The sequence below is a fragment of the Anaerobacillus alkaliphilus genome (assembly GCF_004116265.1).
In the GTDB taxonomy this organism is placed as follows: Bacteria; Bacillota; Bacilli; order Bacillales; family Anaerobacillaceae; genus Anaerobacillus; species Anaerobacillus alkaliphilus.
This window is the reverse complement of the sequence record NZ_QOUX01000046.1, coordinates 349,437-374,514: the sequence shown is the minus strand read 5'-3', so window position 1 is coordinate 374,514 and position 25,078 is coordinate 349,437. Positions and strand designations below refer to the sequence as shown.

General features: G+C 36.9%; 23 protein-coding genes. 21 read left to right on the top strand and 2 right to left on the bottom strand.

What is annotated here, in order from left to right:
- Positions 1-58: 58 nt before the first annotated feature.
- The gene (locus tag DS745_RS17020; protein WP_129079428.1) at positions 59-1,768 is read right to left on the bottom strand and encodes an Rqc2 family fibronectin-binding protein; all 1,710 of its coding nucleotides are present in this window, start codon (positions 1,766-1,768) and stop codon (positions 59-61) included.
- A 186-nt stretch (positions 1,769-1,954) separates the two neighbouring features.
- Between DS745_RS17020 and DS745_RS17015 the strand changes: the two genes are divergently transcribed.
- The 17 genes from DS745_RS17015 to spoVM all read left to right on the top strand — a co-directional run bounded on the left by DS745_RS17015 (position 1,955) and on the right by spoVM (position 20,560).
- On the top strand, positions 1,955-4,663 hold the full coding sequence (locus DS745_RS17015) for a calcium-translocating P-type ATPase, SERCA-type (protein ID WP_129079427.1): 2,709 nt from the start codon (positions 1,955-1,957) through the stop codon (positions 4,661-4,663).
- A 251-nt stretch (positions 4,664-4,914) separates the two neighbouring features.
- Positions 4,915-5,802: a YicC/YloC family endoribonuclease gene (locus DS745_RS17010; RefSeq protein ID WP_129079426.1), complete on the top strand. Its 888-nt coding sequence runs from the start codon at positions 4,915-4,917 to the stop codon at positions 5,800-5,802.
- Between the two features lie 124 nt (positions 5,803-5,926).
- Entirely contained in the window at positions 5,927-6,187 is a 261-nt protein-coding gene (gene remA, locus DS745_RS17005; protein WP_129079425.1) for an extracellular matrix/biofilm regulator RemA, read from the top strand.
- Positions 6,188-6,347: 160 nt separating this feature from the next.
- Positions 6,348-6,962, top strand: coding sequence for a guanylate kinase (gmk, locus tag DS745_RS17000; protein WP_129079424.1), 615 nt, complete (start codon positions 6,348-6,350; stop codon positions 6,960-6,962).
- Positions 6,962-7,171, top strand: coding sequence for a DNA-directed RNA polymerase subunit omega (gene rpoZ / locus DS745_RS16995; protein ID WP_129079423.1), 210 nt, complete (start codon positions 6,962-6,964; stop codon positions 7,169-7,171). Before gmk ends, rpoZ begins: the two co-directional genes overlap by 1 nt.
- Before the next feature lie 188 nt (positions 7,172-7,359).
- A complete protein-coding gene (gene coaBC / locus DS745_RS16990) occupies positions 7,360-8,568 on the top strand; it encodes a bifunctional phosphopantothenoylcysteine decarboxylase/phosphopantothenate--cysteine ligase CoaBC (protein ID WP_129079422.1) in 1,209 nt (402 codons plus the stop codon).
- Entirely contained in the window at positions 8,565-10,982 is a 2,418-nt protein-coding gene (gene priA / locus DS745_RS16985; protein WP_129079421.1) for a primosomal protein N', read from the top strand. The genes coaBC and priA overlap by 4 nt, the downstream gene beginning before the upstream one ends.
- An 84-nt stretch (positions 10,983-11,066) precedes the next feature.
- Positions 11,067-12,008, top strand: coding sequence for a methionyl-tRNA formyltransferase (fmt, locus tag DS745_RS16980; RefSeq protein ID WP_129079420.1), 942 nt, complete (start codon positions 11,067-11,069; stop codon positions 12,006-12,008).
- Positions 12,009-12,010: 2 nt separating this feature from the next.
- Positions 12,011-13,357 (top strand): 16S rRNA (cytosine(967)-C(5))-methyltransferase RsmB, encoded by a 1,347-nt coding sequence (gene rsmB, locus DS745_RS16975; RefSeq protein ID WP_129079419.1) that lies wholly within the window; start codon positions 12,011-12,013, stop codon positions 13,355-13,357.
- Between the two features lie 238 nt (positions 13,358-13,595).
- Positions 13,596-14,663, top strand: a complete 1,068-nt coding sequence (gene rlmN / locus DS745_RS16970; RefSeq protein ID WP_129080068.1) for a dual-specificity RNA methyltransferase RlmN — start codon at positions 13,596-13,598, stop codon at positions 14,661-14,663.
- Between the two features lie 3 nt (positions 14,664-14,666).
- Positions 14,667-15,431 carry a Stp1/IreP family PP2C-type Ser/Thr phosphatase gene (locus DS745_RS16965; protein WP_129079418.1) on the top strand — a complete coding sequence of 255 codons (765 nt, stop codon included), beginning with the start codon at positions 14,667-14,669 and terminating at the stop codon, positions 15,429-15,431.
- Entirely contained in the window at positions 15,421-17,403 is a 1,983-nt protein-coding gene (gene pknB, locus DS745_RS16960; protein WP_129079417.1) for a Stk1 family PASTA domain-containing Ser/Thr kinase, read from the top strand. Before DS745_RS16965 ends, pknB begins: the two co-directional genes overlap by 11 nt.
- 45 nt (positions 17,404-17,448) lie before the next feature.
- Complete coding sequence (rsgA, locus tag DS745_RS16955) at positions 17,449-18,330, top strand: ribosome small subunit-dependent GTPase A (RefSeq protein WP_129079416.1); 882 nt, start codon at positions 17,449-17,451, stop codon at positions 18,328-18,330.
- 1 nt (position 18,331) lies between these two features.
- Complete coding sequence (rpe, locus tag DS745_RS16950; protein ID WP_129079415.1) at positions 18,332-18,979, top strand: ribulose-phosphate 3-epimerase; 648 nt, start codon at positions 18,332-18,334, stop codon at positions 18,977-18,979.
- 131 nt (positions 18,980-19,110) lie between these two features.
- On the top strand, positions 19,111-19,653 hold the full coding sequence (thiT, locus tag DS745_RS16945) for an energy-coupled thiamine transporter ThiT (RefSeq protein WP_129079414.1): 543 nt from the start codon (positions 19,111-19,113) through the stop codon (positions 19,651-19,653).
- Position 19,654: 1 nt separating this feature from the next.
- A complete protein-coding gene (locus DS745_RS16940; RefSeq protein WP_129079413.1) occupies positions 19,655-20,284 on the top strand; it encodes a thiamine diphosphokinase in 630 nt (209 codons plus the stop codon).
- A 195-nt stretch (positions 20,285-20,479) separates the two neighbouring features.
- On the top strand, positions 20,480-20,560 hold the full coding sequence (gene spoVM, locus DS745_RS16935) for a stage V sporulation protein SpoVM (RefSeq protein WP_071390873.1): 81 nt from the start codon (positions 20,480-20,482) through the stop codon (positions 20,558-20,560).
- 109 nt (positions 20,561-20,669) lie between these two features.
- On the opposite strand, the gene rpmB is transcribed toward spoVM, so the two are convergent.
- Entirely contained in the window at positions 20,670-20,858 is a 189-nt protein-coding gene (gene rpmB, locus DS745_RS16930) for a 50S ribosomal protein L28 (protein ID WP_129079412.1), read from the bottom strand.
- Between the two features lie 327 nt (positions 20,859-21,185).
- Between rpmB and DS745_RS16925 the strand changes: the two genes are divergently transcribed.
- From DS745_RS16925 to sdaAB, 4 genes are all read left to right on the top strand, one after another.
- The gene (locus DS745_RS16925) at positions 21,186-21,548 is read left to right on the top strand and encodes an Asp23/Gls24 family envelope stress response protein (protein WP_129079411.1); all 363 of its coding nucleotides are present in this window, start codon (positions 21,186-21,188) and stop codon (positions 21,546-21,548) included.
- An 82-nt stretch (positions 21,549-21,630) separates the two neighbouring features.
- Complete coding sequence (locus DS745_RS16920) at positions 21,631-23,307, top strand: DAK2 domain-containing protein (protein WP_129079410.1); 1,677 nt, start codon at positions 21,631-21,633, stop codon at positions 23,305-23,307.
- Between the two features lie 17 nt (positions 23,308-23,324).
- The gene (locus DS745_RS16915) at positions 23,325-24,179 is read left to right on the top strand and encodes a DegV family protein (protein WP_129079409.1); all 855 of its coding nucleotides are present in this window, start codon (positions 23,325-23,327) and stop codon (positions 24,177-24,179) included.
- A gap of 181 nt (positions 24,180-24,360) precedes the next feature.
- Positions 24,361-25,026 carry an L-serine ammonia-lyase, iron-sulfur-dependent subunit beta gene (sdaAB, locus tag DS745_RS16910; protein ID WP_129079408.1) on the top strand — a complete coding sequence of 222 codons (666 nt, stop codon included), beginning with the start codon at positions 24,361-24,363 and terminating at the stop codon, positions 25,024-25,026.
- The last annotated feature ends 52 nt before the right edge of the window (positions 25,027-25,078 follow it).

Sequence of the window (25,078 nt, the reverse complement as noted above, 5' to 3'; positions counted from 1 at the left end):
ATTCATAATCCATAATTCATAATTCATAATTCATAATCCATAATTCATAATTCATAAATTACTTCCTAAGCTTCTTCACAACATCTTCAGCTGGTGTTACGTATACTGTCGTTTGATTGTCATAGATGACATAGCCTGGTTTTGAACCGCTTGGTTTTTTCACGTGCTTAATTAACGTGTAGTCAACGGGTACGGAGCTTGAGTGTTTGGCTTTACTAAAGTAGGCTGCCAGTTGTGCGGCCTCTACTAAGGTTGTTTCATCAATGTTAGAGCTTCGGATTACTACATGTGAGCCAGGAATGTCTTTTGTATGTAACCATGTCTCAGATTGCCTTGCCAGACGATTTGTTAAATACTCATTTTGTTTATTGTTTTTTCCAACGAGGATTTCAACACCAGTTGAAGATTTATATTCTTCGAGAAACGGCTTCGTTTCTTTTTTCTTTTTTACTTGTTTTTTGTTGCGGTTGCGGATGTAGCCACCCTCGATTAATTCTTCTCTAATTTCAGCGATATCCCTTGGTGCAGCTGACTCCATTTGACCAAGGATTGATTCCAAATAGATAAGCTCTTGTTGTGCGATCTCAATTTGTGCTTTGACAATTTCAAGTGAATTTTTTGCTTTGTTATATCGTTTAAAATAACTTTGGGCATTGTCTGAAGGCGATTTTAACGGATCAAGAGGAATACTAACCATTTTTCCTTCTTCATCATAGAAATCGATGACTTCGACCTCTTTTTGCCCTTTTTTTATTTGATGTAGATATGCAGTAAGCAATTCACCAAGTTTTCGATATTTTGAAGCTGCCTCAGCATCTACTAACGTTTGCTCAAGCTTTTTAATTTTCGATTTATTTTTTTGGAATTCATTTTTTAGAAATTTTTCAAGATCGTTTGCTTGTTGGTGAACACGATCTCGCTCAGCTTTTCCAAAATAAAAGTGATTTAACATCTCACTAACAGAATCGAACATTCGACTCGTTCCATTTAAGTGGCTAAGTTCAATAATTGAGAAATGTTCTTTGTTGGTTGTCGTTGTTATTTGTGGCTTAAAATGTCCTAAATTAATCTCATCAATAACTTCAAGGAAAGCGTTTGTAAGAGTTTCTCGATTTGGTAGCTTAGCTTTATAAAGAATTTCTTTTGTTAGTTGTGGCGACAATCCAGAAAATTGCTGCAACATCTGGCTATCAAGTTTTCCAGAATTAAAGTCCATTTTTTTGATAAACGTTTCTTTATCAATTGATAGTGGATTTAGCTTTTCTTGCTCTGGTGGGAGTTTGTATGTTTGCCCAGGTAAAATGGTTCGATAGCTATTAACTCCTGGGGATAAATGCTTAATACTATCAAGAATTTTATCACCTTTTTCATCAAGTAAAACGATGTTACTGTGGCGCCCCATAATTTCAACCATTAATTTTTTATAGCTAACATCACCTAGTTCATTTCTACCTTTAATATTAATTTTTACAATTCTTTCTAATTCTAACTGTTCAATTCCTTCAATAATTCCACCTTCAAGATGCTTTCTTAATAGCATACAAAACATTGGCGGTTCAGCAGGGTTATCAACTTTTTCATTTGTTAAATGCATTCTTGCAAAACTAGGGTTAGCAGACAATAGCAACTGGTGGTTTGCTCCGTTTGCTCGAACTGTAAATAGTAGTTCTGTTTTAAAAGGTTGATATATTTTTGTAATTCTCCCCGAAAGGAGCGTTTGATTAAGTTCAGTTACTACTGCTCTCATTACTGTGCCGTCAAAAGACATATCTTCTTCACTCCATTACCATAGGTATTACCCTAGAAATTATAACCTTTTTTCTTGAAGTAGCAAAATTAGAATGATTTTTCCAATTCACTTAACAGTATAGCATTTTTTTGGACGTGCCTGAATAAAGATAGTTTGTAAAGGACAAGGCAGGTCGTCTAAATGATATAAATGTGAGGTGTTGATATGAAGTGGTACGAACGCGAAATAAAAGATGTTGAACAAATGACCCGATCGCATTTTTCGAATGGTTTAACTGAAGAAGAAGCTAATAAAAGGTTAAAGCAATTTGGTTACAATAAGCTGGATGAAGGCGAAAAGGTACCAGCTATTTTCTTGTTTTTAGCGCAATTTAAAGACTTTATGGTTATTGTTTTGCTCGTAGCAACATTAATATCGGGTTTGTTAGGGGAATACATCGATGCGATTACCATCATACTGATTGTCTTATTAAATGGGGTCCTTGGCTTTATTCAGGAGCGAAAAGCAGAAAAATCATTGGCTGCATTAAAAGAACTTTCGGCACCACAGATGACAGTCCTCCGTAAGGGTGAATGGACAAAAGTCCCATCGATCGAGGTCGTTGTAGGGGACATTGTCAAATTCACTAGCGGAGATCGAATTGGCGCAGATATTCGTATTATCGAAGCGAAAGGACTAAGAATTGAAGAAAGTGCGTTAACTGGTGAATCCGTGCCAGTACAAAAAACAGAGGCAGTTTTATCCGGTTCAGATCTTTCAGTTGGAGATCAAGAGAATATGGCTTTTATGGGGACGATGGTCACTCAAGGAAGTGGGATTGGTGTTATTGTTGCCACTGGTATGAAAACGGAAATGGGGAAAATAGCACATTTGCTCCAATCTGCAGAAACTCTTGTCACACCTTTGCAACGCAAACTTGAACAGTTAGGGAAAATATTAATTTTAGTTGCACTTTTACTCACAGCTTTAGTAGTAGTTATTGGGGTTTACCAGGGCCATGACATTTACACAATGTTCTTAGCTGGTGTGTCTTTAGCAGTTGCTGCTATTCCGGAAGGGTTACCTGCAATTGTTACTGTGGCTCTAGCACTCGGTGTACAAAGAATGATAAAAAGAAAGGCGATTGTGAGAAAGCTTCCTGCAGTTGAAACATTAGGCTGTGCATCCGTCATTTGTTCTGATAAAACAGGGACGTTAACACAGAACAAGATGACAGTAACTAACCTATGGTCAGGAGGTAAAACATGGGATGTTTCCGGAACAGGCTATCAACCTGAAGGTGATTTTTATCATAATGGTAGAAAAATTCATATCGATACAGAAAGAACACTACAACAACTTCTAACGTTTGGGGCCTTATGTAATAATGCTAGAATTGTAACCAATGAAGTAAAAGAAGGGCTTCTAGGAAAAACAAAGCTAGAATATTTGATAGATGGAGATCCAACTGAAGGAGCTTTAGTTGTCTCGGCTGAAAAAGCAGGAATTACTAGAGACCTCTTTCAAGAAGAATATAAGATCTTAGAGGAATTGCCATTTGATTCAGCTAGGAAAATGATGAGTGTCATTGTTGAAAGGAAAAAAGATGGTAAGCGCTTTGTCGTTACAAAAGGTGCACCTGATGTTTTATTAAAAAGAAGCGAACAAATATTATGGGAAGAAAGAAAACAACCATTATCTCCTCAAAGAGAAGCTGCTGTTGTTGGTGCAATTGATCAATTGGCATCACAAGCATTGCGTACAATTGCAATAGCGTATAAGGAGATTGATAAACAATTTAACTACACTTCAGAATCAATGGTGGAAGATAAACTTACGTTTATTGGGCTCCAAGGGATGATTGACCCACCAAGACCAGAAGTAAAGGCATCTATTATAGAGTGCCGAGATGCAGGAATAAAAACAATTATGATTACTGGGGATCATATCATTACAGCACAAGCGATTGCAAAACAATTAAACATCTTGCCTGCCCATGGAAAAATTATGGATGGAACTACACTGGCTAAAATGAGTGTAACTGACTTAGAAGAAGTTGTAGATGATATCTACGTATACGCCCGTGTTTCGCCTGAACACAAGCTAAAAATTGTTAAAGCACTTCAAGCCAAAGGGCATATTGTGGCCATGACTGGAGACGGAGTAAACGATGCACCTGCAATAAAGGCTGCTAATATTGGCGTAGCAATGGGGATAACTGGTACAGACGTAGCTAAAGAAGCATCTTCTCTAGTGTTAAGTGATGATAACTTTGCAACAATTAAAGCAGCAATTAATGAAGGCCGGAATATCTATGATAATATACGGAAATTTATCCGCTATATGCTTGCCTCAAATGTCGGTGAAATATTAGTTATGTTATTTGCAATGATGCTTGGCATGCCTCTTCCATTAGTAGCAATTCAAATTCTCTGGATTAATCTAGTAACGGATGGGTTACCTGCGATGGCATTAGGTCTTGACCAAGCAGAAAATGATGTAATGAAACGAAAACCACGACATCCTATGGAAAGCGTTTTTGCTAGAGGTCTGGCATGGAAAATTGTCAGTCGAGGATTCATGATAGGTGTTGTTACACTAGTTGCATTTTGGCTAACATTAAATCAAAACCCTGATGATTTAATGCGAGCACAATCTGTTGCTTTTGCCACACTAGTTATGGCTCAGTTAATTCATGTTTTTGATTGCCGAAGTGAACATTCTGTTTTCCACAGAAACCCATTTCAAAACATCTACTTGGTATTTGCAGTGTTATCGTCCATTGCTTTGATGCTTGTGGTTATGTACTTCCCACCGTTACAACCTGTTTTCCACACAGTGGGCTTAACTATTCGTGAATGGATGCTTGTACTAGGAATGGCAGCAATTCCTACTATTGCATTAGCCGGGTTCCATATTTTTAAAAGAAAATAAATAATAAGAAAAGCCAATGTAACCATTCAAATGATGGTTTACATTGGTTTTTTATTTTTTACGGAGGGGCTTTTTCCTATATATCCGAGAGAAGTTACACTCTTCAGTTTCTTTTAGAGAGATAAATAACGAATAAATTGATGAAAAAATTCCTTATTACTGACTAAGTGTATAAATTGTAAGTGATTTTAATTTCCTCTACTTGTTGATAATGGTAAAATTGGTTAGAATAGAAGTGTGGATGTGATATTATGTTAGTTAGTATGACTGGATATGGTCAAGCATTTGTAGAAAAAGAACAATATCGAATAAGTGTCGAGATGAAATCAATCAATCATCGATTCTCTGAAGTAACCATTCGAATGCCTCGGCAATTTTTATTCCTTGAAGATAAGTTAAAAAAACAGGTGAGCCAGTTTGTACAACGCGGAAAAGTCGATGTTTTCTTAACAATTGAAGGGGATGGATTGGTAGAACGGACCCTTCAGGTTGATTGGAATTTACTAGGCGAATTCTACCGATTGCATGATGAAGCTCAAAAAAAACTATCTCTAAATCAACAATTATCTTTAGAAAAATTGTTATTGCAGCCAGATGTTGCAACCATAATCCAAAGAGAGAACCAATCCGAAACATTAGCGACAGAAATAATCTCCGTTACTGAGAAGGCTGCAATGGAATTACTGAAGATGCGTTCAAAGGAAGGAGAGTTATTAGCTAACGATTTCGTCCTTAGACTAAACAAGGTCCGATCGCTTACTTCTGAAATTGCTACCTATGCTCCTTTAGTAGTTGAAACATATCATCAACGACTCTTAAAGAGGATTGAGGAATTCTTAGAAGGAAAAGTAGATGTTGAAGAAAGTAGGATCTTAACAGAGGTAGCGATATTTGCAGATAAAGCTAATATTGATGAGGAGCTGACTCGACTAAATAGCCATACAGAACAATTTCTTTCAATTATTGAGAGTCCTAAATATGGTGCAGTAGGTAGAAAATTAGATTTCCTTGTTCAAGAGATGAATAGAGAAATCAACACGATTGGCTCAAAATCTAATGATATACATATAAGTAGGCATGTAGTAGAATTAAAAGCCGAACTAGAAAAGATCAAGGAGCAAGTTCAGAATATCGAGTAACTACGTATTCTTGCTTAATTTAGAGATTTTCATTTTATAAATGCATTAATTTCTGCTAGTATAAAAAAAGGTGTTAAAATAACCAGAGATCTGGTTATAATATATAGATGGGCAGGGGAAAACAATGAATATTAAACTTATTAATATTGGCTTTGGCAATATTGTATCAGCGAATAGAATTATTTCTATTGTAAGTCCTGAGTCAGCACCAATAAAACGGATCATTCAAGAAGCTCGTGAGCGTAATATGTTAATTGATGCTACATATGGAAGAAGAACCAGGGCCGTTATTATTGCTGATAGTGATCATGTCATTTTATCTGCTGTTCAACCGGAAACGGTAGCACAACGTTTATCTAATAAAGATGATATTTCAGAAGACTAAAATGAAATTAATCAACAATCATATTCCGGCTAATGTTCAGTTAGCTGGAGTTTTGTAATTACTATAAAGGTTCTTGGGAAAAATAGTATCTACAAAACAGAGGCTTTTAGTTTTAAAAAGAGGCTCAATTGTTTTTAATGGATTGAATTTGGAGGTAGTGATGAAAAAGGAAAGAGGTTTGTTAATAGTTCTTTCTGGACCGTCCGGAGTAGGGAAAGGAACGGTTTGCGGAGCACTTAGAAAGCAAGACACAGATATTTTGTATTCTGTATCTGCGACAACTCGGACTCCGAGAGAAGGAGAAATTGATGGAGTTAACTATTTCTTCAAGACTCGTGAACAATTTGAAGAAATGATTAAACATGATCAGCTCCTAGAATGGGCTGAATATGTCGGCAACTTTTACGGAACACCGGTAGATTACGTTGAAAAAACGTTGAGTGAAGGGAATGACATCATTCTTGAAATTGAAGTTCAAGGTGCCTTAAAGGTCAGAGAAAAGTTTGCCGAGGGAGTATTTATCTTTTTAATGCCACCTAGTCTTGCTGAACTTAGAAACCGAATAGTTGGACGTGGTACAGAAACAGAAGATTTGATAAACAATCGAATGACTGTCGCTAAAGATGAGATTGAAATGATGAGCAAGTATGACTATGTTGTTGAAAACGACGAAGTCCATCTTGCAGTTGAACGGATTAAGGCAATTGTGACAGCGGAACATTGTCGTAAAGATCGATTAATCGCAAAATATCAACAGTTAGTGGAGGCTGAGTAATGTTATACCCATCAATTGATAATTTATTAACGAAGCTAGATTCGAAATATACACTGGTCACTGTTTCTTCAAAAAGAGCTCGCTATCTTAAAGAGTCAAATGAACATGATTTAATGGTAGAAAAACCGAAATCATATAAACAAGTTGGAAAGGCACTTGAAGAGATTTCTGCAGGGCAACTTTCCTTTAAACGTAGAGAAGAAGAATAATAAATTTTGCAGAGGGGATGACTCAATTGTGGTAACTAACCCCTATTATATATTAGTTAACAAGGCTTTTCTTTCGTGGCTTGTAGCTAAATCATATATAATAGGTAGGGTTACGCCTAAAATGAGTCATCTCTTTTTTTGTACAATTACAATTAATTCATGAAAACTATATTTTTGGAGGGGATGGAATGTTAACGGGGAAAAAGGTTTTATTATGCGTAACTGGAGGAATTGCTGTCTATAAAGCGTGTGCCCTTACTAGTAAATTAACACAGGCCGGTGCCGTTGTAAAAGTAGCTATGACAGAGGGTGCTTCAAAGTTCGTGACGCCACTTTCCTTTCAGTCATTATCAAGAGAACCGGTTTATGTTGATACATTTGACGAAAAGGATCCTACAAAAATTACACATATAGATATCGCCGACTGGCCAGATGTTGTCTTAGTTGCTCCTGCAACGGCAAATATGATTGGAAAGATTGCTAATGGGATTGCTGACGATTTAATTTCAACAATGATTTTGGCAACTACAGCCCCTGTTTTGGTGGCTCCTGCTATGAATGTACATATGTATGAACATCCGGCCGTAAAGGCAAATTTAGAGAAATTAAAGTCTTTTGGCTATAAGCTATTAAGCCCTAGTGAAGGTTATCTAGCATGCGGGTATGTAGGAAAAGGTAGATTGATGGAACCGGAAGATATTATCACTAATTTAGAAGGTTTTTTTAAACCACAATCTTCACCTTTGCAAAATAAAACAGTACTAGTAACCGCAGGACCTACTCAAGAGAGGCTTGACCCCGTTCGATACTTTACAAATCGCTCTTCCGGAAAAATGGGTTATGCTATTGCCGAAGAAGCAGCAAAACGTGGAGCTAATGTAATATTAGTGTCAGGCCCAACGAACCTTCAACCGCCAGCCAATGTTCATTTCGTTCAAGTGAAATCTGCAAACGACATGTATGAAAGTGTCATGGAGCATTACCGAAATGTTGACGTGGTAGTTAAATCAGCAGCAGTTGCAGATTATCGTCCGAAACTTGTCGCAGACCAAAAAATAAAAAAACAACCAAGTGATTGGTCGATTGAGATGGAGAGAACAACTGATATCTTACATACGCTAGGTACAGAAAAGACACATCAACTATTGATTGGCTTCGCTGCAGAGAGTGAACAAGTTGAGTATTATGCTCAGGATAAATTACGTCGGAAAAATCTAGATATGATCGTTGCCAATAGTATCCTTCAGTCTGGTGCTGGATTTGAAGGTGATACAAATATAGTCACCATGTTTAAAAAAGATGGGACATCAGTTTCCCTACCGTTAATGAGTAAACAGGAAGTTGCTAGTAACCTATTAAATGAAATAGAACTACTATTAAAGGAAAATGTAGAATGATTGTACAAGTTGTCGTTGATGTTCCGACAGGTGGAACTGATCGTCTTTTTGATTATAAAGTACCTACTCACCTTCAGGGTATGGTTGAAAGTGGTATGAGAGTCATTGTGCCTTTCGGTCCAAGGAAAGTTCAAGGATTTGTTATTCATACTAGTAATGAATCAGACCTAGCCAAATTGAAGGAAATTGATGAGGTGCTTGATGTAACTCCAGTTCTGACGAATGAATTGTTAGAATTAGGTGATTGGCTGACGACGAATGCACTTTGTTTTAAAATAACAGCATATCAATCAATGTTACCTGCTGCCTTGAAAGCTAAGTATAAAAAGGAAGTTATGCTAACGAACCATGAATATCTTCAAGAGCTACCTATTGAAGTTAGAGAATGGTTTAAACATCGAAAGGTTGTAGATTGGGAAGAGTTAATTACTTCGGGAGATAAGCAATTATTAGTATTGGTAAAAAAAGGAGTAACGCAAGGTTTATTAGAAGTAATTCATAAGGTTAACGATAAGGTAACTCAAAAGACAATTAGGGTTGTAGAACCGGTTTCAGTAAATTCATTAACTAACCAACTTCATCAACTGGATAACCGGGCATTAAAGCAAAAACGGGTGATCGAGTATTTTTTAGATAATCCTGAGCCAATTTCCGTAAGTGCCCTGATGGAGCAAACCGACACAACAAGAAGCACGATAAAATCGTTAGTGGACAAATTAGTTTTAACCGAAAAAGAAGTAGAGGTAATGCGTGACCCTTATGTCAATCGAAGATTTAAAAAAACAGAACCATTACCATTAACAGCACATCAACAAGACGTTATCACTCCAATTTTCCACTCCTTAATCGAACATCAACATCAAACGTTTTTAATACACGGTGTAACTGGTAGCGGAAAGACCGAGGTGTATTTACAATCTATTGCTAAAGCTCTTGAAATAGGGAAGGAAGCAATTGTACTTGTTCCTGAAATTTCATTAACACCTCAAATGGTTCAACGTTTTAAAGAACGCTTTGGGTCGTTAGTAGCCGTTCTCCATAGTGGACTATCGACTGGAGAAAAGTATGATGAATGGCGAAAAATTCATCATGGTCGTGTCAAAGTTGTTGTTGGTGCCCGGTCAGCCATTTTTGCACCGTTTCGCAATATTGGCATTATCATTATTGACGAAGAACACGAAGCAACCTATAAACAGGAAGAAAACCCCAGATATCATGCGAGAGACGTGGCGATCCAACGTGCGAGTTATTATCAGTGTCCAGTCATACTTGGAAGTGCGACACCCTCGTTAGAAACCTATGCTCGAGCAAAAAAAGGGGTATATCAACTATTAGAAATGCTCACAAGGGTCAATCAAGTGACGCTACCCGCAGTAGAAATCATTGATATGCGAGAAGAGTTGAAAACAGGTAATCGATCTATGTTCTCAAAGGCTTTACATGAGAAACTTTCCGACAGGCTTGCTCGTGGGGAGCAAAGTGTTTTATTTTTAAATCGTCGCGGGTATTCAACATTTGTAATGTGTCGAGACTGTGGATATGTAGCGCAGTGCCCTCATTGTGATATTTCTTTAACCTATCATCAGACGAGCCGCTCGTTAAAATGTCACTACTGTGGTCATCAAGAGAGAATGCCTCAAACTTGTAGCAGCTGTAACAGTGAACATATTCGTTTTTTCGGATCTGGTACTCAAAAAGTTGAAGAAGAAGTAGCTAAAGTCTTTCCTGGAGCTAGAGTTATTAGAATGGACGTTGATACAACTAGAAAGAAGGGTGCCCATGAACGGCTACTTACACAGTTTGCCGAAGGGAAAGCTGATATCCTTTTAGGAACTCAGATGATTGCTAAAGGGTTGGATTTTCCGAACATCACTTTAGTAGGAGTTTTAGCAGCGGATTCAATGCTTCATCTCCCTGATTTTCGAGCGAGTGAACGAACATTTCAATTGTTAACTCAAGTGAGCGGTCGCGCCGGGCGTCATCAATTACCAGGTGAAGTCGTTATCCAAACATATACTCCTGAGCATTACAGTATTGATTTAGTAAAAAATCACGATTTTCATGCATTCTTTGAAAAAGAGATGGGAGTTAGGAGGCTTCAAAGCTATCCTCCATATTATTATATTACAGTCATCCAGGTATCTCACCCAGAGATTACGAAGGTTATTGACGTTACTGAAAAAATTACTGCATATGTAAGAAGATCACTTTCTGATCAATCGGTTGTATTAGGTCCAGTTGCATCATCAATCCCTCGGATCAAAGATAGATATCGTTATCAATGCATGATAAAATACAAAAATGAACCGAGACTCGTAGAGATACTAAAAGAAATAATTGAAAACTATAAAAAAGAAACAAATCAAGGAACCTTGCAAGTTTCTATCGATATGAATCCGTATGTTTTAATGTAAAATGTAGAATTATGAATTATGAATTTTAAATTATGAATTTTACATTCTACATTCTACATTCTAAATTAGTGAGAGGTGTTATATATGAGAGTTGTTTTTATGGGAACTCCTGATTTTTCAGTTCCTGTGCTTAAGCGTTTGATAGAAGATGGCTATGAAGTAGTGGGTGTTGTAACGCAACCAGATCGACCAAAGGGTAGAAAAAAAGAGTTAACTCCGCCACCAGTTAAAGTAGAGGCTCTTAAACATAACCTTAAAGTGATTCAGCCCGAAAAGTTAAGAAATCTAGAAGATTTGCAACAAGTTCTAGACTTACAGGCAGATTTGATTGTCACAGCTGCTTTCGGACAAATTTTGCCTAAACCACTGTTAGATGACCCTAAATATGGATGCATAAATGTTCACGCTTCTCTTTTACCAGAATATCGCGGTGGAGCACCAATTCATCAAGCAATCATTGATGGTAAGAAAGAAACTGGGATTACAATTATGTATATGGTAGAAAAATTGGATGCTGGTGATATTTTAACGCAAGCAAAAGTTGATATTTTAGAAGAAGATCATGTGGGAACATTACATAATAAATTAAGTGTTATTGGTGCTGAGTTATTATCACATACTATTCCCAAGCTCATCGCAGGAGAACTTACGCCGGTGGAGCAAGAGGATGAAAAGGTTACTTTTGCTCCTAATATAAGCCGTGAGAAAGAAAAAATAAATTGGGAAAATGGGGGTGAGGAGATTTATAATCAAATTCGAGGCCTTCACCCTTGGCCAGTCGCATACACTAGCCTAAATAATCAAGTAATAAAAGTTTGGTGGGCCCAAAAAATCCTCAAGATGAAAGAAGCAACTCCAGGTACCGTTGTTTCTATTGATAGCGATGGCTTTGTTGTAAGTACTGGAAATGAAGTATACATAAAAATAGTTGATCTACAGCCATCCGGTAAAAAACGAATGACAGCAGAGCAGTTTTTACGAGGTGCTGGTGGTGATTTAACAGAAGGTACTAAGTTAGGAGATTAGATATGAGTAAAAAAAATGTACGAGAGGTAGCCTTAGATATTCTACTACAGATTGAAAAAAACCAAGCGTACTCAAATCTTCTATTAAACCAATCAATAAAACGCGAAAAACTTATTGAAAAAGATGTTGGTTTACTTACGGAGATTGTCTATGGAACGATTCAACGAAAAAATACACTAGACTACTATTTAAGCTCTTATGTAAAAGGAGGATTGAAAAAGTTAGATCCATGGGTACTGATCCTTTTACGTCTGTCATTATACCAAATGATCTATTTAGATCGAGTTCCTGAACGTGCAATAGTCCACGAAGCAGTGGAAATTACCAAGAAAAAGGGTCATAAAGGTATCTCTTCAATGGTCAATGGAACGCTGCGAACGTTTTTACGTGAAGGAATACCTTCTCTAGAAAAGGTAGAAGATCCTCATGAAAAACTAGCATTACAATGGAGTCACCCAACATGGCTCGTAAAACGATGGTTAGATCAATTCGGAAGTGAACAAACAAAGCAAATATGTGAAATTAATGCCGTTCCACCGGTTGTTACAGCACGAATTAATCAGGTACAAACGGATGACATTGAAAAAGTCATTGAAATGCTCGGAAACGAAGGAGTAGAAGCAGAGAGAGGAGATCTTTCTGTTGATTCGATAAAGATTACTCGTGGTACTCTTCCGAATACAAAGCTCTTTAAAGATGGGTGGCTTTCTATTCAGGATGAGAGTTCAATGATTGTTGCTAGAGCTTTGGCACCGAAGGCGGGGATGAAGGTACTAGATAGCTGTGCAGCTCCAGGTGGTAAAACGACTCATATAGCGGAGTTAATGAATAATCAAGGTGAAATTTATGCGTTAGATTTACATGAGCATAAAGTTAAGCTAATTGATGAACAGGCAAATCGTTTAAACTTATCCATCATTAAAACGAGGGCTACAGATAGCCGTAAAGCTGGGGAGATTTTTGAAGAAGAGAGCTTTGATTGCATCCTAGTAGACGCTCCTTGTACAGGCCTAGGTGTTATCCGCCGGAAGCCAGATATTAAATGGCAAAAGCAAGAGGCAGACATCGATCGAATTACAACAATTCAGCATGCGATCTTAAATGCTGTTGCTCCACTTCTTAAAAAGGGCGGTAGACTTGTATATAGTACTTGTACGATTGACTCGATGGAAAACGAGCAGGTTGTTAAGGAGTTCTTAGAAACTCATCAGGATTTCCGATTTGATGGCACCCTTAGAGAACGTTTACCAGAGAAAGCTCAAGCGTTATATAAAGATGGGATGGTACAAATCTTACCATCAGATTTTCAAACGGATGGCTTTTTTATCTCGAGCATGGTGAAACTATAAATAAAACTATTATTCAAAGGATCTTTCGTAAACATGGTTGCTTTATTACCCTAAAATAATCGAAAAAAAACCTAGATGAAGATATCAGCCAACATATTAAGTAAGAAAAGAGCAATACTTACTTAATTACTGGTGAATTCTTAGTATTTTGTATAAAAATCCGGCTTTTGGGACTTTTACGAAAGCAACAAACTTTGCGAAAACAGACTATTCAAAAGAAAAAGGTGTGTCAATAATTATGATAGAAATACAACAAATAAATCCATCAATTTATAGCCTACAATTCGAGACATTAGAAGCTTGGTTGAAGGATAATAATGAACCAAAGTTTCGTGCGGGGCAAATTTTTGATTGGCTTTATAAAAAAAGAGTAGCATCTTTTGAAGAAATGACAAATTTATCAAAGGATTTACGTGATAAGTTGGCGAATGATTTTAATTTGACAACATTAAAAACAATTGCCAAGCAACAATCAAAGGATGGGACGATAAAGTTCTTATTTGAGCTGCACGATGGTTATTCAATCGAAACGGTTGTCATGCGACACGAGTATGGAAATAGTGTTTGTGTGACAACACAGGTAGGTTGTCGAATTGGTTGCACGTTTTGTGCATCAACTTTAGGAGGGTTAAAACGAAACCTAGAAGCAGGAGAAATTGTTGCTCAGGTATTACAATCTCAACGTGCCCTAGACGAAGAAGATCAACGAGTAAGCTCGGTTGTTGTTATGGGTATTGGTGAGCCTTTTGATAACTATGATCCACTTGTCAGTTTTCTGAAGACCATCAATAGTGATAAAGGTTTAAATATCGGTGCGAGGCATATAACCGTGTCAACAAGCGGTATTATTCCAAAAATTTATGATTTTGCTAATGAAAAGTTACAGATCAATTTTGCAATTTCCTTACATGCACCTACAAACGAAATAAGAACGTCGTTAATGCCAATAAATAAAGCCTATACGTTGGATAAATTAATGGACGCCGTTCGCTATTATATAGAAAAAACAGGACGAAGGGTAACGTTCGAATATGGATTATTTGGTGGCGTTAATGATCAAGTGGAGCATGCTGAGATGCTTGCAAAATTACTGAAAGGTATTAAGTGCCATGTAAACTTAATTCCAGTAAATGATGTTGTTGAAAGAAATTATGTTCGTACTCCAAGAGAACAAATATTTAAGTTTGAAAAAACATTAAAAGCAAATGGAGTAAATGTTACTATACGTCGCGAACAAGGACATGATATCGATGCGGCTTGTGGTCAGCTAAGAGCAAAGGAACGTAAAGAAGAAACGAGGGGATAAAGGATGGAAGCGGCATTTAAATCGGATGTTGGACAAGTTCGGTCTCACAATGAGGATAATGGAGGCTTTATACGCAATAAAGACGGAATATTACTAGCTGTTGTTGCTGATGGGATGGGAGGACATCAAGCAGGTGATGTAGCTAGTAAAATGACTTTGGATATACTATTAGAAAAATGGCAGGAAACTGAAGGCCTGTCGACTCCAACCAGTATTGAAACATGGTTAGAAGAAGCAGTTACTGAAGTTAATTCGGAGATTTATGAGCATTCATTAACAAATCCACAGTGTCAAGGAATGGGAACAACACTGGTCGCCGTTATATGTACAAATCTTTTTGTTACCTATGCACACATTGGCGATAGTCGTGCTTACTTAATGAGTGATGAGACCTTCTTACAAAAAACAGAGGATCATTCTTTGGTAAACGAATTGGTTCGTTCTGGACAAATTACGGCGTTAGAGGCAGAAAATCACCCACGAAGAAATGTTTTGTTACGAGCGTTGGGTACTGAAAGTAAAGTCAAAATTGATATTAGTACCATTAACTGGGATGAAGGGCATTTTGTTCTATTATGTTCAGATGGTCTGTCAAATAAATTAAAAGACTTGGAGATGCTTGAAATACTCCAACAGAATCAAAGTCTTGAAGAAAAAGTAACAAAGTTAGTAACAGTTGCTAATGAACGGGGTGGCGAGGACAATATTTCCGTAGCTCTTGTTTATAATAGTTACAAAGAAACTAGTGGTGATGGCGATGATAGGTAAACGAATTAACGGTCGGTATCAAATACTAGAAACTATTGGTGGCGGAGGGATGGCTAACGTCTATAAAGCCCATGACGCAATACTAAATAGAACTGTAGCTGTAAAAGTGCTTAGACCACAGTTCTCTGATGATGAAGAATTCATTCGGAGGTTTCGAAGAGAAGCGCAAGCAGCTACTAGTTTATCTCACCCCAACGTTGTCAATATTTATGACGTAGGTGAAGAAGCAGATCTATACTATATTGTCATGGAGTATGTTGCTGGATTAACGTTAAAACAACTTATTCAACAACGCGGGTCATTGCCTATATCTGAAATAATCGGTATTATGTCACAAATTTCTTCAGCTATAGCTCATGCCCATGCTAACCATATTGTTCATCGCGATATTAAACCTCATAATATCCTGATAAGTGAAAGTGGCGAAGCTAAGGTTACCGATTTTGGGATAGCAAGAGCCATGACGTCTGCCACGATTACCCATACAAACTCAGTGATGGGGTCTGTACATTACCTATCGCCAGAACAAGCACGAGGCGGATTGGTTAACGAAAAATCGGATATTTATTCACTAGGGATTGTATTATATGAGATGGTTACTGGTAGAGTTCCGTTTTCAGGTGATACGGCAGTTTCAATTGCGATTAAGCATTTACAAACAGAAGTTCCATCACCACGAAAGACAAATCCTACGTTACCACAAAGTGTTGAAAATATAATATTAAAAGCAACAGCAAAAGATCCATTTCATCGTTATACGAGTGTTCGTGAACTAGAGGAGGATTTGCATACTGCTCTAGATCCTAGACGAATAAACGAAGAAAAGTTTGTCATACCAGATGATAACGAGGATGTAACAAAAGCGATTCCGATAATTAAAGAAGATCTTTTTGCAGATGATAATCTTGAACAAACAAAAATTAAAACTCAAAACGAACAGAAGCCAAATCAGAGTGACGAAGATAAACCAAAGAAAAAGCGAAAATGGGTAATGATTACGTTCATTACTTTCTTTTTACTAGTTGGATCCGTGATAGCAGCGTTTGCAATCATTCCAAAGCTTCTTCATGTTGACGAAGTTCTAATTCCAGCGGATTTGATTGGGATGGAATATGACGAAGTATTTGAAACGTTAACAACACTTGGGTTACTAGTTGAAAGGGAAGACCAAAATCATGGGGAAATTCCTGAAGGACATGTGATAAGCACAAACCCTGAAGCGGGTCGGACGGTTAAAGTAAATACGACAATCACTGTATTTGTAAGTGAAGGAAAGCCTAAAATAGAAATGGTCGATGTAACATCGTTAGATAAGGAGATAGCTCGAAAAACGCTGATAAGATTAGGTTTTAAAGAAGAGAATATTCAAGAGGCTACTGAAGAATCAGACATTGAGGAAGATAAAGTGATTAGACAAACACCTTTACCTGATGAACTAATTGTTCCTGAGGAAACAATTGTAACCCTAACGTATAGTATTCCAAAATGGTTTTCTTTACAAAATTTAACTGGACTACCAAGTGAAGAGGTAAGAGATTATCTTACGAAACATGGTCTAATCATGAAATCACATTATGAGTTCTCAGACCATGTCCCTGAAGGTCGAGTCATTGAACAAAGTCCCCCAGGATTTCGGTTGGTTCAGAAAGGTACAGAAGTAATAGTTGTTTTTTCAAAAGGCCCAGAACCTCAACCAGAACCAGAACCGATCTCAACTATAGTTAATAAAGAAGCTCCTGTTTCACCAGAAGACCAACTTGCAAATATTGGATATCCGATTAAAATTACGTATAGAGACTCTTTAAACAAGGAGCACGTAGTCTTTATAGAAGAGTTTATACAAAAGACAAAGATCTATGATATACCTGTTACAATAAATCCTGGTGATTATGCAGAAGTTATACTTTATATTGAAGGGGAACAATATGGTAATACTGATATCTATCGTTACGATGATGTAAAGGAAAATTAGTTCTACATCTATTCATGAATAGATGCAATTATTAAGGAGGATTCAATGCCTGAAGGAAAGATTATTAAAGCGTTGAGTGGATTTTATTACGTAGAGAGTCAAGGTGAAATATATCAATGTCGTGCTAGAGGAAATTTCCGTAAAAGAAAGCTGACCCCTCTAGTAGGTGACATTGTACAATTTGAGGCGGAAAACAAGACAGACGGTTACATTTTAGGTCTGAAAGATCGCTTTAATGAGTTAATAAGGCCGCCGATAGCAAACGTTGAGCAAGCAATCTTAGTTTTTTCAGCAATGGAACCAAAATTTAGCACACTTTTGTTAAATCGATTTTTAGTTCACATTGAGTCTAACCAAATTGAACCAATTATTTGTGTTAGTAAAATTGATTTATTAAAACCAGAGCATCGCGAGGAAATTAATGAGTTTATTGCCGATTACGTAAAGTTGGGGTATACCGTACTAAAAACCTCAATTTATATGGAGGAATTAATAGAAGAAGTTAGACCATGGTTAAATGGAAAGACTAGTGTATTTGCTGGACAATCAGGAGTTGGAAAATCTTCGTTGCTAAATTCATTAAAGCCTGAGTTACAACTAGAAACAAATGAAATTTCTTCTCACTTAGGCAGAGGAAAACATACCACGAGGCATGTAGAGTTAATTCCAATTGGAACGGGTTTAGTTGCTGATACACCAGGGTTTAGCTCGTTAGAATTTACAGAAATTGAAGCAGAACACCTTTCAGATTGCTTTCCGGAAATGAGAGAGAGAGCTCATCTATGCAAGTTTCGAGGCTGTACTCATTCATCTGAACCAAAATGTGCGGTACGGGCAGATGTTGAAGCTGGGGAAATAGCTGCGTATCGTTATGAAGACTATTTAAGCTTTTTAGATGAGATAAAACAACAAAAACGGAGGTACTAACATGGTTAAGATTGCGCCGTCAATCCTATCTGCTGATTTTGCGAGACTTGGAGAGGAAATAAAGGATGTTGAAAACGGAGGGGCTGATTATATTCATGTAGACGTCATGGATGGACATTTTGTTCCTAATATTACAATTGGCCCATTAATTGTTGATGCAATCCGACCAATTACGAAATTACCTTTAGACGTCCATTTAATGATCCAAAATCCAGATAACTATATTCCGCATTTTGCAAAGGCTGGTGCTGATATTATTACTGTTCATGTGGAAGCTTGCACACATCTTCATCGTACAGTTCACTTAATTAAAGAACAGGGAGTAAAAGCAGGTGTCGTTCTTAACCCTGCTACCCCTGTTGATACCATCCAACATGTTATTGATGATGTTGATATGGTTTTACTAATGACAGTTAACCCGGGTTTTGGCGGACAAAAATTTATAAAACAGGTGCTGCCAAAAATATACGCAGTAAGCGAAATGGCGAAATCAAAGGGATTATCAATAGACATTGAAGTAGATGGCGGTGTAAATATCGAAACTGCGAAGTTATGTGTTGAGGCAGGAGCGAATGTATTAGTAGCTGGATCTGCTATCTATAATGAAACAGATCGTGCTCATGCTATTAGAAAAATCAGAGGTCTTTAAAATGAGATAATTAAGATGACGTTTGAAGTGAGAGTTCCTACTAGTAGGCTGGAGTTATTTGCTTATTTAGGAAATTTATTTCATCGTCATCTTTTTTCCGTAACTAACAAGAAATAGAGAGGTGTAAGTAAATGAAACGACCAGTTTTACATTTAACTGAAATTGCAATGATGGCAGCGTTAGCATTAGTTTTAGATCTTATTTCGATTAAAGGATTTTGGGGGTATGGTGGTTCTGTTTCCTTAGCCATGATACCAATTTTACTTATGGCATTTCGTAGGGGGCTTTCTGCGGGATTATTAACCGGATTTATTGTTGGTGCGATTCAAATGTTTACCGGTTACTTTGTTCATCCGGTTCAAGTTTTTTTAGATTATACAATTGCTTATACTGTCGTGGGATTTGCTGGGGTTTTTAGTATCACGCATTTAACTACTCGAACAAAAAGGACGATAGCAATCATCGCAGGCGTATTTTTAGCCTCTTTTCTAAGATTTATCACTCATTTTATTTCAGGGGTTGTTTGGTTTGGCATTTATGCACCTGAGAATATGAATGTCGTTTTGTATTCAATTATTTATAATGCTTCATATATGATACCTGTGTTCTTACTTTCGACAGTGGTGTTTATTTTACTTTCCAATGCCGCACCAAGACTTTTACACGGTAAATAGCATGAAAGTAATAAAGATTGTTGCTGGGGGACCTAGAGAGTGTCTCCCAAGCCTACAGAAGAAAGAAAATGAAATTTGGATAGCTGTTGACAAAGGCTTTGAACATTTACTCAATCACCAGATTGTTCCTGATTTTGTCCTAGGGGACTTTGATTCTGTTTCTGTAGATGGTAAGAAGTTAATAACGAAACAGAACTACATTCAGTATCCTGCTGAGAAAGATAAAACTGATCTTGAGATTGCTTTTTTACATGCCATAGATGAGTCACCTGACATTATTGTGATTTATGGGGCAACAGGAGGTAGGTTGGATCACGAGTTATTGAATATCCAATTATTGAAGCAGGGGATTGATAAACGAGTTACTGTCTATATGATTGACAAAAAAAATAAAATTACGTTGAAAAGTCCTGGATGTTATAAAATTGAAAAAAGTCAGTATCAATACGTTTCTTTTCTTTCGCTCTTTGAAAAGGTAGAAAAGTTAACCTTACAAGGCTTTAGATATCCACTTTATCAGGCGACATTAAATCATGGCTCAAGTCTTTGCATTAGCAACGAACTAATTTCAAATAAAGGTACTTATTCGTTTTCCTCAGGCATATTAATGGTGGTAGAAAGTTCTGATTAGACAAACTATATAGGTTTTCAAAAAAAGAATTTTAGTTATGTAGGAAATGTAAATAAAGTATAAATCCTAGGTTTTCACTAAAAAATAGGTACTATTTCAAAAAACCTGAATATACTTATTAATAACTGAGGACTTTTCATACTTTATTCCATTGCAGGCCGAAGGCGACAATCCCATGTCGAGGAGGGAAATTTAATGAAATTTTATACGATTAAGCTACCCAAATTTTTAGGTGGATTTGTAAGAGTAATCTTGAATTCGTTTAAAAAAGGTTAAACAAAAAAGCACCATCGGGTGCTTTTTTGTTTGCGCTATGGAAACTATAAATTTTAAATGAAAAACGAAGGCTTTCGCCAATAGAATTGACTTCTAGCCGTTTTTCTAATTATACGCGCTCAATTTTGCCTGATTTTAAAGCTCTAGCAGAAACGTACACACGTTTTGGCTTTCCATCTACCATTATACGTACTTTTTGTACGTTGACGCCCCACTTACGCTTTGTTTTGTTCAATGCGTGTGAGCGTTTGTTTCCTGTACGAGCTTGTCTTCCAGTAATTACACATTTACGTGCCATGATTGCACCTCCTTGTAAACCATGAGATGACACTCAAATTCATCTTATAAATACTTGCTAATAGTAGCATAGTAAAAAAAAGATTGCAAGAGGTTTTAAAATATTTATCAAGGAAAGATACTTGACAGTTGGTTTCTAAAAGTTATACTCATTAAAGTAAATGATTTAAGTACTTATAGGTTACCCTTAAAATAGACCTGAAAGTTAGCGTAAACATAGAGTATATGACAAATACTCCATCTTAATAACAGTTTTCTTTTAAAATGTGGGTAATTATAGTAAAATGTGATTAGCCATGAAGCTACACTCTAAAAGGGGGATTCGATCATGTCAATTAAGATGAAAACACAATTAGGTGTAATTGATGTTTCTAAAGAAGTTGTTGCTGTTATCGCAGGCGGTGCTGCAATAGATTGCTATGGGATTGTTGGAATGGCATCTCAAAAACAGCTGAAAGATGGACTAAACGAACTGCTAGGAAAGGAAAACTTTACTAGAGGCGTTGTTATTCGTGAGGAAGAGGATGAAATCCATATTGATATGTATATCATTGTCAGCTATGGTACGAAAATCTCAGAAGTAGCGCATAACGTCCAAACAAAAGTTAAATATCAATTAGAGCAAATGTTAGGCTTAACAGTAGACTCAGTGAATATCTTTGTACAAGGGGTTAAAGTGACAAACCTATAAAGTTTGTTCAAAGAGGACAAAAAAGAATGAAACACACCAATCTTTACGTCCTCTTATAGATATAAGTTAAGGAGGAACATTAGTGGCACTTAAGAGTTTAGAGGGCGAAAAACTTGCCCAGATGTTTATAGTAGGAGCGAACAATTTAACGCAAAATGTTAAGTTAGTGGATTCGTTAAATGTTTTCCCTGTTCCAGATGGGGACACAGGAACGAATATGAATTTATCAATTACTTCTGGAGTAAAAGAGGTAAAGCAACAAGCACCAGACCATGTTGGAAAATTAGCTGGAGCGTTCGCAAAAGGCTTGCTGATGGGAGCTAGAGGAAACTCGGGAGTAATTTTATCACAGCTCTTTAGAGGCTTTTCTAAGTCTGTAGAAGGTAAAGCTACCTTAAATGGAAAACAGTTTGCTGATGCCTTTGCAGCAGGCGTAGACATGGCCTATAAAGCTGTGATGAAACCAGTTGAAGGAACAATCCTCACTGTTGCTAAAGATGCTGCCAGAAAAGCACAGGATGCAGCGAAACGTTCAGATGATATTATTACGATCATGGAAGCAACTTTAAGTGAAGCAAAGGCCTCATTAGAAAGAACTCCTGATCTATTACCGGTACTAAAAGAGGTTGGTGTAGTTGATTCTGGAGGGAAAGGCCTTGTAATTATCTATGAAGGCTTTCTAGCAGTTTTAAAAGGAGAAAAACTAGTAGAACTTCAAGCAATCCCATCAATGGATGACTTAGTGAAAGTGGAACATCACCATAATGCACAAAGTCACATGTCAACAGAAGACATTGAGTTTGGTTATTGTACGGAAGTTATGGTGAAGTTTGAGCAAGACAAGCTAGATAAAAACCCTTTTAACGAACAAGATTTCCGCAATCTATTAGATAAACATGGTGATTCTCTTCTTGTCGTTTCTGATGAAGATTTACTTAAAATACATATTCATGCAGAACAACCTGGGGACGTCATAACTCATGCCCAGAAATTTGGGAGCTTACTGAATGTTAAGATTGAGAATATGCGTGAGCAACATACCCATCTTCTAGAGGAAACGAAAGCTGTCTATGAACAAAAACCAGCACCACCAAAGCCGATGAGTGAATTTGGAATTATCACAGTTGCCATGGGTGAAGGGATTGCCAAAATGTTTAAAAGCTTAGGAGCTGGTGTTGTCATTGAGGGTGGGCAAACAATGAACCCAAGCACCGAAGATTTTGTAAAAGCCATTTCAGAAGTAAATGCAAAGAAGATCATAATCTTACCTAATAACAGTAACATTATTATGGCAGCTGAGCAGGCTTCTTCAGTCGTTGATCAAGAAGTTGTTGTAGTTCCATCAAAAACAGTTCCACAAGGGCTTACAGCATTACTAGCTTTTAATCCAAGTGGTACACTTCAAGAGAATCATGAAAATATGAAAGACGCCCTTTCAGCTGTTAAAACAGGACAAGTAACTTTCGCTGTCCGCGACACAAGTATAGACGGTATTGAAATAAAGAAAGATGATTTTATGGGCATTGCAGAAAAGAAAATTGTTTCATCTGGACCTGACCGCCTAACGGTAACGGAACAATTGTTAGAAATAATGATTGACGAAAATTCAGAAATTCTAACAATTATTCGAGGAGAAGATACAACAGACGAAGAGGCTGAAAAGCTAGTAGCTATTGTTGAAGAAAAGTTTGAGGACATTGAGGTTGAAGTTTATGAAGGCAATCAACCGCTTTATTCCTACATTTTTTCAGTTGAATAAAAGTAAGGGGGATGCTTATGGCCAAAGTGAAGATTGTCACTGATAGTACAGCTGATTTACCCAAAACACTTGCAGATGAACTAGACATTACTGTTGTTCCGTTAAAAGTATTGTTTGGAGAAGAAACTTTTGAAGATGGGATAACAATCACTGCGGATGAATTCTATAAAAAATTAGCATCAACTTCAATTATACCTTCAACCTCTCAGCCAACACCGTACCAGTTTGAAGAGGTTTACAAGGAAGTTGCTTCAGAAGAAGAAACTCATATCATTTCAATTCACCTTTCTTCAAAATTAAGTGGGACTTTTCAGTCAGCAAGTATTGCTAGGGATATTATAAAAGACGAAATTGATGTTACTGTTGTTGACTCTAAGAGAGCGTCCTATGCCATCGGAATTATAGTGGTTGAGATTGCTAAGTTAGCGAAAGCTGGTGCTACGAAAGAAGAGTGCTTAGCAAGGCTTGATGTCTTATTACAAAGGACGCGTGTTTACTTTATGGTAGACACATTAGAATTCCTTCAAAAAAATGGTCGAATTGGTAAAGCCTCAGCGGTCTTAGGATCATTGTTAAAGATTAAACCAATCCTATCCTTAAACGAAGATGGAGAAGTTTTTCCTTTTGATAAGGTAAGAGGTCAGAAAAAAGCGTTAGCGAAGATATATGAGTTTATTGAGAAAGAGTATGGAACAGATGAGCTTCATGTAGGGATTTCTCATGCCAATGCAAATGAATTTGCTTCAGAAGTTATGACAGAGATTAAAGGACGTTTTCATGTTAGTTCTGAAGTAATTACTGACATTGGACCAGTGATTGGTGCTCATGTTGGTCCGGGTACAATTGCGATCTCAGTTACCATTGCTAAGTAAATAAGTAAGATGCTGTTCCTTCGACAGAACAGCATCTTTTTTTGGGTTATTATACTAATATATTATTATATATTTTTGATAACAAATCTTTGAATATCGATTATAATAGAAATAACTATAGAAATGTTAGTAATAAAAACCTTTATCAGAATAAAGTCAAAAAAGATGGCGGGGGTATACGATGAAATATAGAACAGTGTTTGATATTATCGGTCCGATCATGATAGGTCCCTCTAGTTCACATACTGCAGGTGCTGCAAGGATTGGTCGTGTAGCGAGAACTTTACTGGGGAAAGAACCTAAATGGGCTGAAATCTTTTTTTATGGTTCATTCGCACAGACGTATAGAGGCCATGGTACTGATGTTGCGATTGTCGGTGGCTTGTTAGACTTTGATACGTTTGATCAACGAATCAAAAGTTCATTACAGATTGCAAAAGACTTAGGCATAGAAATTAAAATGGTAGCGGAAGATGCCGTAACAGATCATCCTAATACGGCAAAAATCAGACTTGGTACAGATGAACATGACGCTATAGAGTTAGTAGGAATTTCTATCGGCGGTGGAAAAATAGAAGTGGTAGAGTTAAATAGTTTCCAACTAAGGCTTTCTGGAAATCATCCTGCAATATTGGTTGTTCACGATGATCGTTTTGGGGTTATTGCGGCTGTTTCGAATGTCTTAGCAAAGTACGAAATTAATATTGGACATATGGAAGTATCTAGGAAGGAAAAAGGGAAAGAAGCATTGATGGTTATTGAAGTAGATCAGAATGTCGATCAACGTCTATTAGATGAGGTAGCGTCCCTTCCGAACATTACGAAAGTAACAAAAATTCACGATTAGTACTAAAGAAGTAATTTAGTTTAGTAAAGTAAAAATAAATTTAACTGAAAAA